This window comes from Psychrobacter sp. NG254, from assembly GCF_015277735.1.
Lineage (GTDB): Bacteria > Pseudomonadota > Gammaproteobacteria > Pseudomonadales > Moraxellaceae > Psychrobacter.
The window spans coordinates 562,686-580,065 of the sequence record NZ_JADHDA010000001.1 but is presented as its reverse complement, the minus strand read 5'-3'; the positions used below and the strand labels follow the sequence as shown (position 1 = coordinate 580,065).

17 protein-coding genes are annotated in these 17,380 nt (G+C 42.2%); 9 read left to right on the top strand and 8 right to left on the bottom strand.

All coding sequences use genetic code 11. From position 1 onward, the window contains the following. Position 1 precedes the first annotated feature (1 nt). Positions 2-1,123 (bottom strand): glycosyltransferase, encoded by a 1,122-nt coding sequence (locus IP510_RS02335; protein ID WP_194363174.1) that lies wholly within the window; start codon positions 1,121-1,123, stop codon positions 2-4. Positions 1,124-1,496: 373 nt separating this feature from the next. On the opposite strand from IP510_RS02335, the gene IP510_RS02330 reads away from it, so the two are divergent. The 4 genes from IP510_RS02330 to IP510_RS02315 all read left to right on the top strand — a co-directional run bounded on the left by IP510_RS02330 (position 1,497) and on the right by IP510_RS02315 (position 5,638). Continuing rightward, positions 1,497-2,498 (top strand): Stealth CR1 domain-containing protein, encoded by a 1,002-nt coding sequence (locus IP510_RS02330; RefSeq protein WP_194363173.1) that lies wholly within the window; start codon positions 1,497-1,499, stop codon positions 2,496-2,498. A gap of 99 nt (positions 2,499-2,597) precedes the next feature. Beyond that, positions 2,598-3,764, top strand: coding sequence for a nucleotide sugar dehydrogenase (locus IP510_RS02325; protein WP_194363172.1), 1,167 nt, complete (start codon positions 2,598-2,600; stop codon positions 3,762-3,764). After that, positions 3,764-4,777: an NAD-dependent epimerase/dehydratase family protein gene (locus IP510_RS02320; protein WP_194363171.1), complete on the top strand. Its 1,014-nt coding sequence runs from the start codon at positions 3,764-3,766 to the stop codon at positions 4,775-4,777. Before IP510_RS02325 ends, IP510_RS02320 begins: the two co-directional genes overlap by 1 nt. 93 nt (positions 4,778-4,870) lie before the next feature. Then, positions 4,871-5,638: a hypothetical protein gene (locus tag IP510_RS02315; RefSeq protein ID WP_194363170.1), complete on the top strand. Its 768-nt coding sequence runs from the start codon at positions 4,871-4,873 to the stop codon at positions 5,636-5,638. Here IP510_RS02315 and IP510_RS02310 read toward each other — a convergent pair. From IP510_RS02310 to glnE, 5 genes are all read right to left on the bottom strand, one after another. Continuing rightward, positions 5,635-6,735, bottom strand: a complete 1,101-nt coding sequence (locus IP510_RS02310) for a glycosyltransferase (RefSeq protein WP_194363169.1) — start codon at positions 6,733-6,735, stop codon at positions 5,635-5,637. The genes IP510_RS02315 and IP510_RS02310 overlap by 4 nt on opposite strands. Positions 6,736-6,799: 64 nt before the next feature. Further along, positions 6,800-7,666, bottom strand: coding sequence for a glycosyltransferase (locus IP510_RS02305; RefSeq protein WP_194363168.1), 867 nt, complete (start codon positions 7,664-7,666; stop codon positions 6,800-6,802). A gap of 104 nt (positions 7,667-7,770) precedes the next feature. Next, positions 7,771-8,607 (bottom strand): hypothetical protein, encoded by an 837-nt coding sequence (locus tag IP510_RS02300; protein ID WP_010202049.1) that lies wholly within the window; start codon positions 8,605-8,607, stop codon positions 7,771-7,773. Positions 8,608-8,713: 106 nt separating this feature from the next. Beyond that, a complete protein-coding gene (locus tag IP510_RS02295) occupies positions 8,714-9,643 on the bottom strand; it encodes a branched-chain amino acid transaminase (RefSeq protein ID WP_194363167.1) in 930 nt (309 codons plus the stop codon). A gap of 295 nt (positions 9,644-9,938) precedes the next feature. Continuing rightward, entirely contained in the window at positions 9,939-12,803 is a 2,865-nt protein-coding gene (gene glnE, locus IP510_RS02290) for a bifunctional [glutamate--ammonia ligase]-adenylyl-L-tyrosine phosphorylase/[glutamate--ammonia-ligase] adenylyltransferase (RefSeq protein WP_194363166.1), read from the bottom strand. Positions 12,804-13,306: 503 nt separating this feature from the next. On the opposite strand from glnE, the gene tusD reads away from it, so the two are divergent. From tusD to IP510_RS02270, 4 genes are all read left to right on the top strand, one after another. Then, positions 13,307-13,735, top strand: coding sequence for a sulfurtransferase complex subunit TusD (gene tusD / locus IP510_RS02285; protein ID WP_194363165.1), 429 nt, complete (start codon positions 13,307-13,309; stop codon positions 13,733-13,735). A 69-nt stretch (positions 13,736-13,804) separates the two neighbouring features. Next, positions 13,805-14,128: a hypothetical protein gene (locus IP510_RS02280; RefSeq protein ID WP_194363164.1), complete on the top strand. Its 324-nt coding sequence runs from the start codon at positions 13,805-13,807 to the stop codon at positions 14,126-14,128. Between the two features lie 82 nt (positions 14,129-14,210). Beyond that, positions 14,211-14,540 carry a hypothetical protein gene (locus IP510_RS02275; RefSeq protein ID WP_194363163.1) on the top strand — a complete coding sequence of 110 codons (330 nt, stop codon included), beginning with the start codon at positions 14,211-14,213 and terminating at the stop codon, positions 14,538-14,540. A gap of 2 nt (positions 14,541-14,542) precedes the next feature. Further along, the gene (locus tag IP510_RS02270) at positions 14,543-14,878 is read left to right on the top strand and encodes a TusE/DsrC/DsvC family sulfur relay protein (RefSeq protein ID WP_413786443.1); all 336 of its coding nucleotides are present in this window, start codon (positions 14,543-14,545) and stop codon (positions 14,876-14,878) included. 49 nt (positions 14,879-14,927) lie between these two features. Here the strand turns inward: IP510_RS02270 and IP510_RS02265 are convergent, their stop codons facing one another. Next, positions 14,928-15,521: a tRNA (cytidine(34)-2'-O)-methyltransferase gene (locus IP510_RS02265; protein WP_194363161.1), complete on the bottom strand. Its 594-nt coding sequence runs from the start codon at positions 15,519-15,521 to the stop codon at positions 14,928-14,930. A gap of 261 nt (positions 15,522-15,782) precedes the next feature. Between IP510_RS02265 and IP510_RS02260 the strand changes: the two genes are divergently transcribed. After that, positions 15,783-15,923: an entericidin A/B family lipoprotein gene (locus tag IP510_RS02260; RefSeq protein ID WP_194363160.1), complete on the top strand. Its 141-nt coding sequence runs from the start codon at positions 15,783-15,785 to the stop codon at positions 15,921-15,923. Between the two features lie 105 nt (positions 15,924-16,028). Here the strand turns inward: IP510_RS02260 and hemW are convergent, their stop codons facing one another. Next, complete coding sequence (gene hemW / locus IP510_RS02255) at positions 16,029-17,282, bottom strand: radical SAM family heme chaperone HemW (protein ID WP_227669438.1); 1,254 nt, start codon at positions 17,280-17,282, stop codon at positions 16,029-16,031. Between the last annotated feature and the right edge of the window lie 98 nt (positions 17,283-17,380).

Sequence of the window (17,380 nt, the reverse complement as noted above, 5' to 3'; positions counted from 1 at the left end):
ATCAGTCAATTTTTCCCTCTATTACTGACCCAAACGCTAAGTACTGCTGTGCGATGTGCTTAGGTAATAGCTGCGGATTCAGCGGTACTATAAAGTGCGTCAGGTTGTCTATGGCCTGATCGATGAGTAGGGTCAGTCCAGTGATATCCCCTACTGGTATCAAGTTTTTAGCTGGTAACAGTTCCCTTGGGCCAAACGGACAGTCTGTACTAACCACTGGCACTCCTAACGCCTGCGCCTCGACGATGACATAGCCAAAACCTTCGAACTTGGATGTCACGACCATCAGTGTTGCTGAGGCAATCAATGGATAAGGATTGGCTTGAAACCCTAAAAATCTGACACAGTCGCTAATACCAAGTTCGGCCGCGAGCTGCTTAATCTCATCTTCAAGCTTGCCCTTGCCTACCAATACTAATGGCAACTTTCGCGCTGTTTTGGCATAAGCCTGTAGCAACTCTTTATGACCTTTCATGGTGTCAAATGACGCGACATGAATCATATACTGTTTGTCTATTAAGCCAAACGGTTCGAGACATGATGGCTCCAGTGACTTAACCTTGATATCTGTCGCATCGCAGGGGTTATAAATAGTCGTGGTTTTGGTAATCTGGCCAATCAGAGAGATTAAGTCTTGCCGTGCCCCTTCACTCACACAGCTACAAGGATGCGTGCCATAGACCATTTTTAGATGATGAATCGTTTGGTCTGGTGTCTCTGATAGCTGACGTTGAAACTGCTTAGATAATGCTGTGTGCAGGACATTCACGACGTTGGGTAATCGACTATAGGCCATAATCCAGTTTATTTTATAGATATTAGCCAGTATTAGATCTGGCACGCCTATTTGACTGAGTACATAATTATCGATACGCCTAGCGACTGCTTCATAGGCTTGTGCTTGCGTAGATTCTGGGTCGAGATTCTGCTCAGCAAAAACCTCATCATAGGGCACTATATGATACCTAACGCGGCCATCTAATGGCATATCCTGTGTCCGCTCTAAACACAGGATATGAACACGATATCCCACGTCCACATAAGCACTTGCTAATGTGGTGACCATACGCTCAGCACCGCGGCCTTCAAGCGCTTTTAAAATAAACAAAATAATGGGTGGCATTCATATCTCACTTTTTTGTCAGTACGGATGATCATTGGTAGTCATAGTGATTGCAGCTTTCTGGCTTTATATGCTAGTCTCATCTACTTTTATACCCATACAGGTATTCGCTAGAGTATAAGCCTGACTGGTATAATTGCCCATAGTAGAATCACCCTCACTTATAGTTGATTCAGTTTAAAAGAGAGTCAAGGCAACCGAGCGCAGATGTATAGGTGATACCTCAAGGGAGGTTAACGCTGTCACTCTTTTATAGAGGGTTAACTATATGGTCATATCAGTCAGTAATAACTACCATAAAAATGCTTACTTTACTGATATCACTTTTAATCTTACAAGCATTTAGATGCTAATAAAAATAATAGGATCTGTCATGAAACAGCCTAATGATAAAACGCTAGATGTGGTCATTGCTTGGGTAGATGGTACAGACCCTATCCTGAAACAAAAAAGAGAACAGTACAAATCAGGCAAAACAGTGGCTTCAGATGCGGTAACGGCAACACGTTTCGCCAGCGACGATGAGATATATTATAATATTGCCTCGATTATCAAGTATGTTCCTTTTGTGCGTCATATCTATATCGTCACAGACCAGCAGCAACCAGAATTCATCGATGAGTTTGCCAATCAGAATATCTGTTCAGCAGATACCATACGAGTGGTTGATCACAAAGATATTTTTTCAGGCTATGAGCAGTTTTTGCCCACCTTTAATACCCGATCAATTGAGACCATGATATGGAATATAAAAGGCCTGTCTGATTATTTTATCTATATGAACGATGATTTCTTTTTTAATCAGCCAGTAGTGATAGATGATTTTTTAGATGCTGAGAAACTAATGATCCATGGTCATTGGCGCAAAAATGCGGCTCTAAATGCCAAGCTCAACTTTCGAAAATCTCGCTTTAAATTATTCGGTACGCCCATACAGCCAAGGCATACGATAGCGCAGATGTTAAGTGCCAAAATACTTGGTATGGATCAGTTTTTTGAGATTCATCACTATCCTCATATTGTCGATAAGACGATTTTAAAAGACCATTTATTAGCCCATCCTCAATTACTAACAGAGCAGATAAAGTATAAATTTAGGGATGTGGCGCAAGTGAATCCTATAACACTGATGAATCATCTGAAAATTCAAAAAGATGAAGCACACTTAAAACCTGAGACGTCTATCAACTATCTAAAAAACAAAGACAGCGTAGAAAATTTTGTCCTTGATTTAGAAGATAAAACTATAAAGTATGGCTGCATTCAAAGTTTGGATTTGCTTGAACCAGATTTATACCAAAAAATCAGTCAGGCGATGAGAGATAAATTCTCAGAATATCTACCCAATTCGGTCGCAGGCCATACTAGCGATTAAACTTAGGTAAACACGTTAGCCATGGTTGAATGACTATTATCATTACTCAATTTTAAATTAATTCTTTTTATCAATGCTTGAATATTATTTGGATATATTATGAAAATAGCAGTAGTAGGCACAGGCTATGTGGGATTATCTAATGCCATGTTATTGGCACAGCATAATGAAGTAGTCGCTGTCGATGTCATCGCTGAAAAGATTGACCTGCTAAATGCAAAGCAGTCGCCAATCGAAGACAAAGATATCGAAGACTTCTTATCACATAAGGAACTTAATTTTTCTGCCACACTCAATGCCGAGCAGGCTTACCAAAACGCAGATTTTATCATTGTCGCAACGCCAACCGATTATGATGCAAAGACCAATTACTTTAATACTTCAACGGTAGAATCTGTGATTGAACAAGTATTATTGGTCAATCAACAAGCAACTATTATCATAAAATCTACTGTGCCCGTTGGCTATACCGCTAGTATCAGAGAGCGATATGAAACGGATCGTATTATTTTCTCACCTGAGTTTTTACGAGAGGGCCAAGCCCTACACGACAACCTTTACCCCTCTCGAATCATTGTGGGCGCACAATCTGAACAGGCACAGCAGTTTGCTGAGTTATTGCTTGAAGGCGCTATCAAAAAAGAGGTGCCGCTACTGTTTGTTAAGTCGACCGAAGCTGAAGCGATCAAACTGTTCTCTAACACTTATCTAGCGATGCGCGTGGCTTATTTTAATGAGCTAGATACCTATGCTCAGACATTCGGGCTCGAAACCAAACAAATCATAGAAGGTATTGGCTTAGATCCGCGTATTGGCGATCATTATAACAACCCATCATTTGGCTATGGTGGCTACTGCCTACCCAAAGACACCAAGCAGCTATTGGCAAACTATGATGAAGTACCCAGTAACTTGATCAGGGCCATTGTCGACTCGAATAGAACTCGTAAAGATTTTATTGCTGATAAAATTATCGAAAGACAGCCAAAAATCGTCGGTATACACCGACTGGTGATGAAGAGTGGATCAGACAACTTTAGAGCGTCCGCGATACAAGGCATTATGAAGCGTATTAAGGCCAAAGGTATCGAAGTCGTGGTTTATGAACCCGTACTAAAAGAAGATAATTTTTTCAATTCACGAGTGATTACAGACTTAGAAGCCTTCAAAGCAATGAGTGATGTCATTGTGGCAAATCGCTTGTCTGCTGATATAGCAGATGTGGCGGATAAGGTATTTACTAGAGATCTGTTTGGGAGCGATTGATGAAAGTACTAGTAACTGGCGCAGCGGGCTTCATTGGCTTTCATTTAATCAAAGCATTGTTAGAGACGCACCTATCTGATGAAGCATTGCTGATCGTTGGCATTGATAATCTTAACGATTATTATGACACAGGCCTAAAAGCAGAGCGTTTAGAGATATTGAATAGCGTCTCAACACTAGAAAATTTTACGTTCATTAAGCTAGATCTGGCTGATCGCAAAGCCATGGCTGAGCTTTTTTCCGCCTATCAGTTCGATACAGTTATCAATCTAGGCGCGCAAGCAGGCGTACGCTACTCTATCGAAAACCCAAATGCATACATTGACTCAAATGTGGTCGGGTTTGTAAATATCCTTGAGGGCTGTCGCCACCATAATATCAAGCATCTGATCTATGCCAGCTCTAGCTCTGTCTATGGCATGAATATCAAGCAGCCATTTACAACTGCCGACTGTGTTGATTTTCCTATCAGTCTATACGCCGCTACCAAAAAATCTAACGAGCTCATGGCACACAGTTATAGCCACTTGTATAACATTCCTACGACAGGACTGCGGTTTTTTACCGTCTACGGTCCTTATGGCAGACCAGACATGGCTTATTTTTCTTTTACCAAAAAAATCCTAGCTGGTGAACCGATTGATGTGTTTAACAATGGTGATATGCAGCGTGACTTTACCTACATTGATGATATTATTAAAGGCATCATAGGAGTAATGAAAAAAGTACCGGCTAACCAACACTCTGGTATTACGACAGCAGCAGCCCCTTATAAAATTTATAATATCGGTAATAACCAACCTATTACGCTGCGTCGTTTCATCACCGCCATCGAGGATGCTTGTGGTATAAAGGCCAATGAAAACCTGCTACCCATGCAGGCAGGCGATGTGCCCATTACTTATGCAGATATAGACGAATTGGTGGATGATATTGGATTTAAGCCTGAAACCAATATAGAAGATGGAATCGCAAAATTTGTCGAATGGTATAAGCGATATTATTCAGTTTGAATAAAAATATTTCATAAACCACTTTAGTATCAATTTTTTAGATAGACGTTTAAGCTCTAATCGTATCATATTTGTTCAAAGGATTTTAGTGACATGACTACACCTTCAAACTGGCAAAGAAAACTGCTATTAATCTTTCGAAGTGAAAAAAGATTGAATGCGGGCAAGGTTATCAAAAACTATGATGGCAAAAGCTTTGACGACATGAAAGCAACAATGATTACAGAGTCAATGTGCGATGTTGAGACGCTGACAGACGAACGTAAGAGCAAAGCGTTAGAAAGTCATTTAAATAACTTAAAGCATCAATCCTTGGGTGAGTCTGAACTCTGCTTTTATCACAATACACTCATTATATTGATGCGCCGTAAATACAAAATAGACAAAATATTTGCAGAATTCGAAAGGCTGTGGGTGGCAGAGAACCATTATTTATTAGAAAACCTGTCCCTACGCTGGATAGTTTCAGCCTGCGATACTTTCATCGATCACTCAGATAACGTCAATAGAGCCGCTATTTTGATGAATGTCATTACACTAATGAATACTGTCCGAGCTTATGAGACCAAAAACTTTTTACAAGCCCCTCCTGATGCCGAACCCATAGCATTATTAGATGAAAAAACCGACATACTGTATGCCGGCGACTTGTCTTTATATGATGGTCTCACTTATTTTCGTATCGGCACCGATGACAGTCTGAGAAATATGCGCAAGCGCTATCACAAATTCCACAAAGTCGACAAATTAGCTACTACTATACTGCTCGCTGTATTCGAAAAACTACAGAATAATCAGAGTGCTTTTGCCACGCTACGGCAATTGCATAGAGATGATTGGTCCAAATGGTGGTTAGATTAAGATCCCTTATCTGTATTCTCAAAATTCGATGCGAATTCAATATATTTCTTTGCTATTGTGACAGGGAGGAGCGTTTCACTAAATTCAGACTGAAATTGCTCTGGATTCTTCATTGCTAAGCTTAATTTAGCTGCAATAGCATCTATGTCTCTCATAGGCATTAGGTTTTTCTGAGGCAATAACTCACTTGGCCCAGACTGGCAGTCAGTACTGATAACTGGTGTTCCTAAAACTAAAGACTCTGCAATCACCAAAGCAAAACCTTCCCAGTCAGAAGTTAGTACTTTAAATTGCGCATGCTTTATATAAGGAAAAGGGTTCTCATGGAAGCCTAAAAAAACCACCTTATCTTCTAGCTTGAGCTCTACGACCAACTCCTCTATCTTACTTTGAAGCTTGCCTTTGCCCAAAAGAAGCAATGGTAAAGACTGATCTGTCTTTGCATAAGCTCTCAAAAGCACATCGTGACGTTTTGCTTCTTTAAAACTGCCAACGTGAATAATATAATTTTGATATTCTGGAATAAAAGCATCAGCTAATTTTTGAATACCGTCTCTATCAATTGGATTATGTATTGCCGTTGTTGAAGTAACATGACCAAAGTTTTCTACAAAATCCCTTTCTACGCCATTGCTGACACAGGCACAAGGATTTTTAGAATAAATTCTCGTAAAGTTTTCTTTTCTCTGATGACCCACATCTGTTTTTGCAAACTTATAAAGTAGTGACAAAGTATTATGAATCACATAAATGATATTCGGCAGGCTACTGTAGCTAAAGATACTATCTGAACGATCAAGGTTCGACAAAATGATATCAGGCTGTCCAATATTTTTTTTGACATAACGATCTACCGCATAAGCAAAAAACTTATCGCGACGCTGTGCTCCTGGTATCATCTTATAGGGTTTGAATTTGAGCACATGATAAATAAGGTTTGGATTAAGATCATATTCGACCCTTGGCTTAAACCTTAAAATATGTACTTCGTATCCTAATTCATAAAATCCCTGTCCTAAAGTAAGAACAACTCGCTCTGCCCCTCCACCTTGTAGACAATTAATAGCGAGCAACGCTATTTTTTTATGCTGCTTCATAAACGATAACCTATGGATGAATTTCTATTCATTTAGTGTGTGAAATATTATTATGTTAAATGAATCAACGCTTGAATAATTTTGCAAATAGAGATTTGGAGGCTTTTGGACGAGTCACCTTATTACCAATATAGCCTTGCTGGGATTTCTTTGGAAAAGCACCAAAAGGCTCAATTCTATAGCTCTCTAGATGATATCCAGCAGTAAGTGCTTCATTATAATAGTCATCGAAAAGGTCGACCAAATCTTGTCTTGGATGTGGCAGAACTTCTCCGTCAAACCAATGCTCGATTCCTTCCTCATTCACTCTAGGTAACGAGTACTTATGACTGAATTGCGTTCCCATATCTGAGTAATGCAAAATTTTGATTTCTTCTACTGCTAAGTTTTCACCATCTATACAGTTATAACTGTCTTGATAAGACTCAATCAATTGCGTGTTTTTCTTGAATAAAGCCATCATTTCTTTATGACTTTTGGGATCTTTTCTAAGTTTCTCGATAGGAAAAACAACGTTTTTTGCAGCATCGCAATCCCATATACAGGTACATAGACGAGTCATATCAGCATTCGTTTTGGCCGCCACTATGGACTGCCCTTCAATAGGATGCTGCCATAGCTTTGCTAGATCATCTAAAATAATGACATCAGCATCCATATAAATGGCTCGTCCAGAATAATTGCAGTATTCTGGAATTGCCCAACGGAATCCTGAGAAAGGTGTCGACCATTTAGTAGTATTCCAGCCCTCGCCAGCCTCGGGATTAGAATACCAATAGCTACTAGGATCGCGCGATAGCTGCATCCATACTATCTCAACGGGTACACTGGTGTGTTTGTGAATACTATAATCTAACACCATCATCTGCTCTAGATCACAGTTATTTGGGTCACAGCCAACAAAGACTCTAATAGCATCGTTTGTTTTCATAATTTTATCCATTCACTAAATCATGCTTTCTACGTTCATATTTATGAGCATAGAAAGCATCAACACTCACTGCTACTATGCAATACTTAAATATAGAATTAAGCCTATTCCTTCCAGTACTTTTCAATCCATCCTACTGGCAAGATAAAATGACGAAGATGACGCAGCGGTCTCTTCATATTTTTGGGTTCAGCCAGTTGCTTCAAATGATCCTTGGCGTTATTAGCAGCGTTTTTGTTATATCTACCTTCGATCGCATGCGTTGGATACAAGTCACCAGGGAAGATAACCAGACGAGCGCCTTTAGGAATCTTTGGTTCTTTAAAGTAGTTGAACGGAAACGGTTGACGACATTTGCGTCTAAAATGTGCGACCCACGCCTTTGGAAATAGCTTCACACCACCGGGTGCATTACGAGTGACAAAACGCTGCTCAAAACGATACTCATCAGCGATACCTTGCGGATCTGCTTTAAACTTTTCTTGCAGTGAGACAAGCGCCCCTATCTGAAATCTAAAGCAAGATGTCTGTCCCAAGCGCTCTAGCGGATTACTAGGGTTATAAGACAAAATAACATCGTCTGGCTTGCCGTATTCAAAGAAAGGATCGAGACTATCTACGATAATCACATCCAAATCTACGAACAGTACTGTCCCTGTCAAATCACCTAGCTTTTCACCCCACAAGCGAGACTTTGGCCACTTACCGAGTGTATTGGTTGGCATAGTGACATCTAATGGTGGTAGCGCTTGGCATTCAATTTCTGGACGGACATCTGTTGTATCATCAGTGAAGCAGACAAATCTAAATGGTGGTGTAATGTTGCGAGATACCATGCCATATAGTTTATTGGCATAATCGGCACCATATTTTGTGCCCCATTTAATACAGATGATTTGTTTGATATTTTGAGTATCTGCTGTACTAGAATCTATTGGCATTGACTGCTCACTTTAATATTATGAATAAATATGATGGCTATATTAGCATAAAAAAAAGACTGAACAATTATGTTCAGCCTTTTTGGTCTTCAAAGTAACCGCTTTATCAGTCAATAAAGCTTAACCAATCCATATACTGCTCATTGCGGCCATGTACCACATCGAAGTATAAGGTTTGGAGTTTCTCAGTCAAAGGTCCGCGGCCGCCATTACCGACCGTGCGATCATCGTATTCACGGATAGGTGTGACTTCAGCAGCCGTACCCGTCATAAAGATTTCATCTGCTAAGTAAAACTCATCACGAGTGATACGACGCTCAACGACTTTAATACCTAGATCATCAGCGAACTGAATGATAGTGCGACGCGTAATACCGTCAAGTGCCCCGCCTGCTAAGTCTGGCGTATGTAGTACACCATCTTTTACTAAGAACAGGTTTTCGCCTGCGCCTTGGCAGACATAACCTTGCGGATCCATCAAGATAGCTTCGTCATAGCCGTTGCGAGTCACTTCTTGGTTGGCCATGATAGACACAGGATAGTTACTAGACGCCTTAGCCTTACACATGGTCACATTGGTCATGTGATGGGTAAATGAAGAGGTTTTTACACGGATACCGTTTTTGATACCCTCTTCACCCAGATAAGCGCCCCAGTGCCATGCCGCAACCATCGCGTTGATGCTGTTGTCACGTGATGACAAACCAAGCTTTTCTGCACCGACCCAGATAAGCGGGCGAATATAGGCTTCTGCCAAGTTGTTTTGCTTGACCACATCCTTATGTGCTTGCTCTAAAGTGGCTGCATCAAAAGGCACATCCATTTGAAAGATTTTCGCTGAGCCAAGCAGACGCTCGGTGTGTTCTTTTAGGCGAAAAATAGCGGTACGATTGTCAGCCGTCTGATACGCGCGCACGCCTTCAAAAACCGCCATACCATAATGCAAGCTATGTGTGAGCACATGTACCTTAGCATCTGGCTGTTCAATCATCGTGCCATTCATCCAAAGCTTACCATCTTGTGTTGCCATGTTCATTTTATAGTCCTTATGTTAGCACTGACGTCTAACTTTTTTTAGGTAGGTTGTATTTAAGAGTATTGATCAACATCGTATGATAATACCGCAGCGCCACTTTTTATTGCCTAAAATACAGCGTTATTATGACCCGCGACTGACAGTGTAATGACGATGTGCGATCGATTATATCACTGGCCGTATTGGCAAATGAACTCTTTTGGTTTGTTATCATAGGCTTATTAATTATGATAAAGCATTACAGTGTAAGCGTCTCTTTGACGGTCGGCAAGACTCCAGTAAAAAATTTTGGATATTATTTTTCGGTAGGTGCTACGCCCATGAGATGCTGCCACTGCGATTGTACCAATGCGCGGGTTTCTTGCCACAGAGACTCGTCAACGAGTAGTGACTGCTCTGACAAGGCAAGCTGGTGAGTGGCTGCACGTATCCTTAGATAGGCATCTGTCAAATCTTGACAGACTTGCGCCTCCCAAATACCAAGTGACGCAACTTCCTCAAAAATACGCACGTTGTCACTCCACTTAGTCAAGCTTGGGTATTCATGCGAATAAGCCAATACCGCAAATTGCGCTAGGAACTCAATATCGACAATACCGCCTGCATCTTGCTTGAGATGAAATTTACCGGCTTGTTGCTGCCATTGATTGGTGCCCAAATGCTTTTGCATTTTTATACGCATGCTAGTGACTTCACTACGCACCTGATCTAACGTGCGCGGCAGTGCCAATACCTCTCGGCGAATATCACAAAAGCGTGCCGTCACTCGCCTGTCGCCGCAAATCGCTCGAGCACGCACCAGAGCTTGATGCTCCCATGACCATGCTTTATCCATCTGATAGGTTTCAAAGGCATTATATGACACCACCATCATGCCAGCATTACCTGACGGCCGCAGGCGCATGTCAATCTCATATGCTCTGCCATCTCGCGTTTGCGTGTTCAGATAGTTCATCAGCTTTTGTACCAGACGCGCAGCAAACTTCATCCCACTCACCGATTTTTCACCCGTGGTCATGCCTTGCTCTTTTATTTTATGCAAAAATACCAAGTCTAGGTCAGATGAGTAGGACAGCTCAAGCCCACCAAGCTTGCCATAACCGATAATGGCAAAACCGCAATCTGCTTCAGTGACCGGATCACCATCTTGGCCAATCGGATAACCATAGCGGTTCACAATCTCCGCAAAAGCACGCTCCAGCGCAGCCTCCAGTACCACTTCAGCAATATACGTGAGCGAGTCTGATACTTTCATGATCGGACGCTCAGCCAGCACATCACTGGCAGCGACGGCTAATACTTGGTTTTTCTTAAATAGGCGTAGGACGCTTAGCAGCTCTTCTTCATCATCAGGCTCGACGCGCAGTAACTGTTGACGCAGAATATCACGTAGCTCACGCTTGTCTGGCAAGTGGCGATAGCGCTGCTGCAAAAAAGTATCTAACAGTACAGGATACTGTGCCAGCTCTTTTGCAATCCATGGACTAGCAGACAGCATCGGAATCAGCTCAATGGTGGCATTGGGGTTTTCTGCAATCATGACCAGGTAGATAGAACGACGACAAATGGCCTCAAGCAATGAAATCAGTCGTGGCAAGGCAGTATTGGCCAGTTTTTGCTGTTCTTGATGGGCAAGTAGCGCATGTACGATGACAGGATAGGCATCATCCAAACGCTCGCGAGCTTCCTCACTTAAATTGGCCACCATTTTTGATTGCCAAAAATTCTGTAATAGCTCACGGTTGTCTGCGGTGAGCACTTCATTCAAACGGGCGATCTGCTCATTTAAGTCTTCTGGCTCCAGATCCGTGTCTTCATTATCTGGTACTTGACGCTCAGTCACCATACGCTCAAACGGATCATTGACATTATTTCGATGGTGGTTGAGCTGGCTGAGTAAAGCAGTCCAGTCAGTAAACCCTAGCGTTATCGCTAGATTATGCTGCCACTGAGTATCATGTGGTAGTCGCTGAGTCTGTTGATCATTGATCGCTTGAATACCGTGTTCCAAGCGGCGCAAGAACCGATACGCTGCTTGTAACCCCTCATAGGTTGATTGCTCTAGATAACCAATCTCACGTAATACTTGCATGGCTTGTAAGCAAGGTTTTATTTGTAGCTGCGGATGCCTGCCGCCATAGATCAACTGAAAGGCCTGCACAATGAATTCAATATCTCTGATGCCGCCCGCGCCCAGCTTAATATTATCCAAGTCTTCACGCTGTGCAACTTGGTTTTGAATGAGCGACTTCATCTCCCTCAATGCCGAAAAAGCACTGTAGTCCACATAATAGCGAAAGACAAAGGGCTTAATCAATGCTTGTATCTCATCATAAAATGGCTGATCTATTTGACCTACCACACGCGCTTTTAGCCAAGCAAAGCGCTCCCAAGCTCTCCCATGTAAAGCAAAATACTTCTGCAACGCTGAGAGGTGAATGGCCAAGTCGCTACCATCACCCCAGGGTCGCAGGCGCATATCTACCCGAAAGACAAACCCATCTGCTGTTTTATTATCAAGCAGTTTGATAATACCTTGACCCAATCGAGTCATAAAACGCTTATTGTCTATACTGCGCGTGCCTTTTTCTTTACTGCCATTGGTTTCGCCGCGTGCCTGATGCACAAAAATTAGGTCAATATCACTCGATAGATTTAGCTCATGAGCACCAAGCTTGCCCATGGCCATAATGGCCATGTCATCAATTTGCACGTTGCCTTGGGCATTGATAAAAGTCGGTTCACCATATTGAGCCGTCAGATTTTTATAGGTATATTCTTTTGCAAAGGAGATACAACCGCCTGCAAACTCAGACAACTCATCCGTCAACTGCTCAAGGCTGATCATCTGTAGTGCATCTTGCCAAATCCAGCGCATCATCAGTAGCGTACGCAAATTACGTAAGCCGCTCATGACTTTGACTTCATCAGCGAGTTGGTAATCCTCATCTAGCGTATAATCTTGGATCAAATCATCGATTTGCTGGCGTGTTAGCGTACTGTTTAGAGGATAGCTACGCAAAAACGTTTGGCATGAGACCGTCCGACTCTCCCAAATCTGATAAGCAAACTCACTCGCCGTTTGCAGGACTTGTAGCTGCTCTATTGTAGGCTGATAATCTATACCGTTGTTCATACGTGAGGGCGTAACAGATGACATAGTGAAAAAAATTCCTTGCATAGAATGGTAAGACTACGTGAACCCAGCTCATAAGTTTATTATTTTTTCTTACGAGGCAGTCACAGCGCCATTAATACTCAAAAATCGTGTTTGATGACCATTTTGATGAATATGCCGCTGTTTGGTTTGAGCCGCTTTATGGTAGCATAAACACTTTTGGTAGAAACGGTTGATAAAAATGATAAACATAATCTACAAAAAAGCTTATCCTGCGTCATTGTTTTTATGTGTATTGAACGTATTATAAGCACAATTTTATACCACGATATTGTTGTAAAATAATAGTATGAACGGCTATATTTTGTATCATCTACCAAACTCATTGTCACAGGCATCCAAAATACGCCTTGTGATAGTATCAGTAATGATAGCATTGGCTTTTTTTATGACTGCTAGTTAGTAGCTTGATATTCATATTCATATTAGCAGCAACTTGATTACGCTCTCTACACTCTTATCTATAATAGGTGATACCGCGCCCTATGACGACCACTACCCCATTATTATTGATTACTGCTGATCCCAGCCATCCATTGGCTCACTTAGCGTTACGTTATGCACGCGCTTACCTCCAGAGCCTCTCAAATAGAGAAGACACAAACAAGGAGGGCACAGACAATAAAAAATTAAATGTGTTCTTTTATGGTGATGCGGCAAATACTGCTAACTGTCTGCGTTGGCAACCAGCAGATCAGAGCGATGTGACCAAAAAATGGCAGACATTGGCTGAACAGTATCAGTTAGCGCTGCCCGTGTGCGTCAGTACTGCACTTAGCCGCGGCATTAGTGATGACGATAACAGCGCGCGCCATCAGCTTGAAGGGAACAATCTTGCGACAGGATTTACATTGGTAGGACTCAGTGAGCTTGCAATGATGATGCAAGATGACAGTCATTTAATACAGTTTTAATCATATTAAAGTACTTATCGCTTCTTTGTTATGGCGCTTATCAGTGGTCAATACGTTTAGGAATACATTATGAGATTATTAATTCAGCTGAATACGCCCACTGAATCGGCCAGCTATGAAGGCTGTGCGCTGGCACTAACGCTAGCAACTTTTGGCCATGAGGTGCAGCTGTATTTGGATGCTCCTGTCTTTGGGCTACTGATGCAGTCTGAGTCGCGTTTGCACGGTATGCTTCAGTCACTTGAGCTTTATGACTTGCCAGCGGCTTGGTTACCCAATGATGTCTTTAGTGGTTGGGTGATTGGCATGTTGCCAGCCGATTTGGCCTCACAGCTGACCCTAGTTCCAGAGATTATTAACTCTCAAGACTTTGAGCAGATTCTGACTTTTTAGGTAGCGCTGCCACCAGACTATTGGCAAAAAACCCCATATCAGCTCACATATAAAATAATAAAGCACGCAATTGGATACCCTTATGGCCACTTTATATCAATTACATAGCACGATGGATACCCTTAGACGCAGTACTGAGGAGATGACTCGCACTTGGCGCAAAGGCGATAGTATTATGTTGCTCGGTACCACAGCTGCTTTCATCGACTGGCTCAATGCGTATCTAAATGAGCATGATATCGAATACATTGCGGGTATATATGCGTTGGGTGACGATGTCGCACAGCTTACGACAAGCGCCACTGACAAGCTCAGTTTGGAGACCAAGCTGACTCGTATATTGACAGATGCAGAGTGGGTGACTCTCACTCAAGACAGCCAATTTGACAAAGTGGTGATGATTGCCTTATGACCATGCCTACTACGATAGCAGCAACTGACATCGCCTTAGATCAAGACGGCCATTTGTGTGACCATGAGATATGGACACCTGATGTTGCGCAGCGACTGGCAGACACCCTAGATGTCACTTTAACTGACGAGCATTTACAGATTTTGCAGCAAGTACGAGCATTTTTTGAGAAATTCAATCACGCGCCTGCGACGCGCCCATTGATTAAATGGCTGCAAAAGACCTTACCGGAGCAAGACATTAGTAATCAGAAACTACAGCAGCTGTTTAATACAGGATTGGTCGCGCGCCATGTAAATCGTTTGGCTGGATTGCCCAAGCCGCCCAACTGTCTATAGGTTCATCCTAAAAGGACTTAATACTGATTACTTCTAGATAGCAGTCATTTTATTTTGGGTCATATACCGTCAAGGTGTCATAACCAATGCTGCGTCCTTCATCACCTAAAAATCCTTGCTGTCGCCATATCTCATACAGACATATCGCCACACTATTGGACAAATTCAAACTGCGTGAGTCTGCTAGCATTGGTAACCTAAGCCAGTTGTCAGCACCGATATCTTCACGTATATCATCAGCCAGACCTGCTGTTTCAGAGCCAAATACTAGCGCGATATGAGGCGATTGATGGGATGCTGTCTCGCTATCAATAGCGTCAGTGCTTTTATCAGTGTTTTCAGTGGCTGACGGCCTACCAAAATAGTAGTCATAGAACGGCTTGCTTAGCTTGGTGGTCAAAGCAGTGACTACATGACAGTCAGCTGCTTGTAGCGCTTTGCGAGCTGCTACCCAATCATCATGTACTTGCAAATTGGCATACTCATGATAATCAAGGCCTGCACGGCGGAGTTTTTTGTCATCGAGCTCAAACCCTAATGGTCTGACTAAATGCAGCTGTGCCCCACTATTGGCACATAAGCGAATAATATTGCCAGTATTACTTGGCATTTTTGGGGCGACCAGCACGATATGAATGGTCATATTTATTTACTCCAGAAACGTTCAACGCTCTATTATTGAAATTTATGAGCGATAGGTAATTAAAAGTTACAGTTTACTGCCAATAATTACATTTTGATACTGTGCAGGGTTTTTAACTTTCACTATGATGTCTGTGACGGGTAACAAGATGGTATTTACACCTGATTGTCTTATCCTGCACCTCTTCAGTGAGGCTTTAGTATATTGCTTGGTATCACTGTTGTTATTTATAACCACCCATTTATCTTTGAGGATACTATTATGAAAAAATTAATCATCGCATCTTTGACTGCTATGTTTGTTCTAACTGGTTGCAACACTTTTAAAGGTTTTGGCCAAGACGTGTCAAGCGCTGGCGATGCTGTTTCTGGTAGCGCTCAAGAAGTACAAAACAAAATCTAAGTTTGTATTTTTAGATTGATTAAAGGGCTTACCAAATTGGTAAGCCTTTTTTTGTATTCGGTTATTTGTTCTAAGTCACAGCAAAAAACGTGCTGTTGCAAGGTTTTATAAAAACGCACGTAATATCTGATTGAGATAACGCTGACCTAAGACTGTCGGTTGCAGCCGTTTATCACTATCTACCAATAACCCTTGCTCTATTAGCTTAACGACCTGTCCAGCGATATAATCGTATTTCAGACCCGTTCTATCTTCAAACAATGACCAAGCAACGCCGCCATGCAAGCGTAATACGTTTAGCATGAACTCGCTCACCAGCTCATCACTATCAATCGCTTGCCAGCCCACCATTTTTGGGACGTTTTGACTTATACCTGGTGATATATCGATTGGATTTGCCGTATCAGGCTCTCCCACATAGTCTTTTGGCAATCGTGATTTACTAAAACGATAAATGCCAGTTTCAGCTAGGAAATCATTCTGTGACGCTTTTTCTGTTGGCTCTAATGCGCTAGGATTACCTGCATTACGATCAACAGTGACTTTGCCATGTGCCCCAGCTCCTATCGCAAGGTAATCACCAAATTGCCAATAGTTGACGTTATGACGACAAGGCTTGTCTGACGCCCCCGACCATGCGGATACTTCATAGTTGCTATAGCCAAGTTGCTCTAATAGTGCTTGTCCTGCTTGCTCAATATCAGCCAAATTATCTTCATCTGGTAAAACAGGCTGACTGCGATAAAACACCGTATTGGGTTCAATAGTGAGCTGATACCAAGAGATATGCGTTGCGCCAGCATCATGTGCCATCTGAATGTCATCGAGCGCCTCATGCATGGTTTGCTGCGGTAAACCATGCATCAGATCGACATTAATCCGTGTAAAGCCCGCAGCACTAGCCGCTTGAATTGCTGACAATGCTTGAGCAGGGTCATGGATACGGCCTAGTACTGTGAGCTTATCAGCGGCGAAGCTCTGTACCCCGATAGACAATCGATTGATACCAACCTCTAGATACTGCGCAAATGGTGCATGCTCAAGCGTTCCAGGATTGGCCTCCATCGTGACTTCGATATCATCTGCAAACCTAAAGATATTGCGCAGAGCCGTAAATAGTCGTTGATACTGTGCGATTGGCAATAGTGAAGGTGTGCCACCGCCGATAAATATCGATTCGATAGTGCGCCCCTGTGCCAATGACTGCTGCAGACTTGCATCTAATAGCAACGTATCCACATACTCATCGTACATGGAGGTCTGACTGTCTACTGGCAACTCATGCGAATTAAAATCACAATAAGGGCACTTTTTGACACACCACGGAATGTGTATATAGAGTGATAACGGAATATTCATCACGTTGATAACACCATCATTTACGGTCTTTTCAGTGAGATTCAATGTGGCACGGTCGCTTGGCATACTGTCAGCCTTCATTTGGGGCATAAATCAAC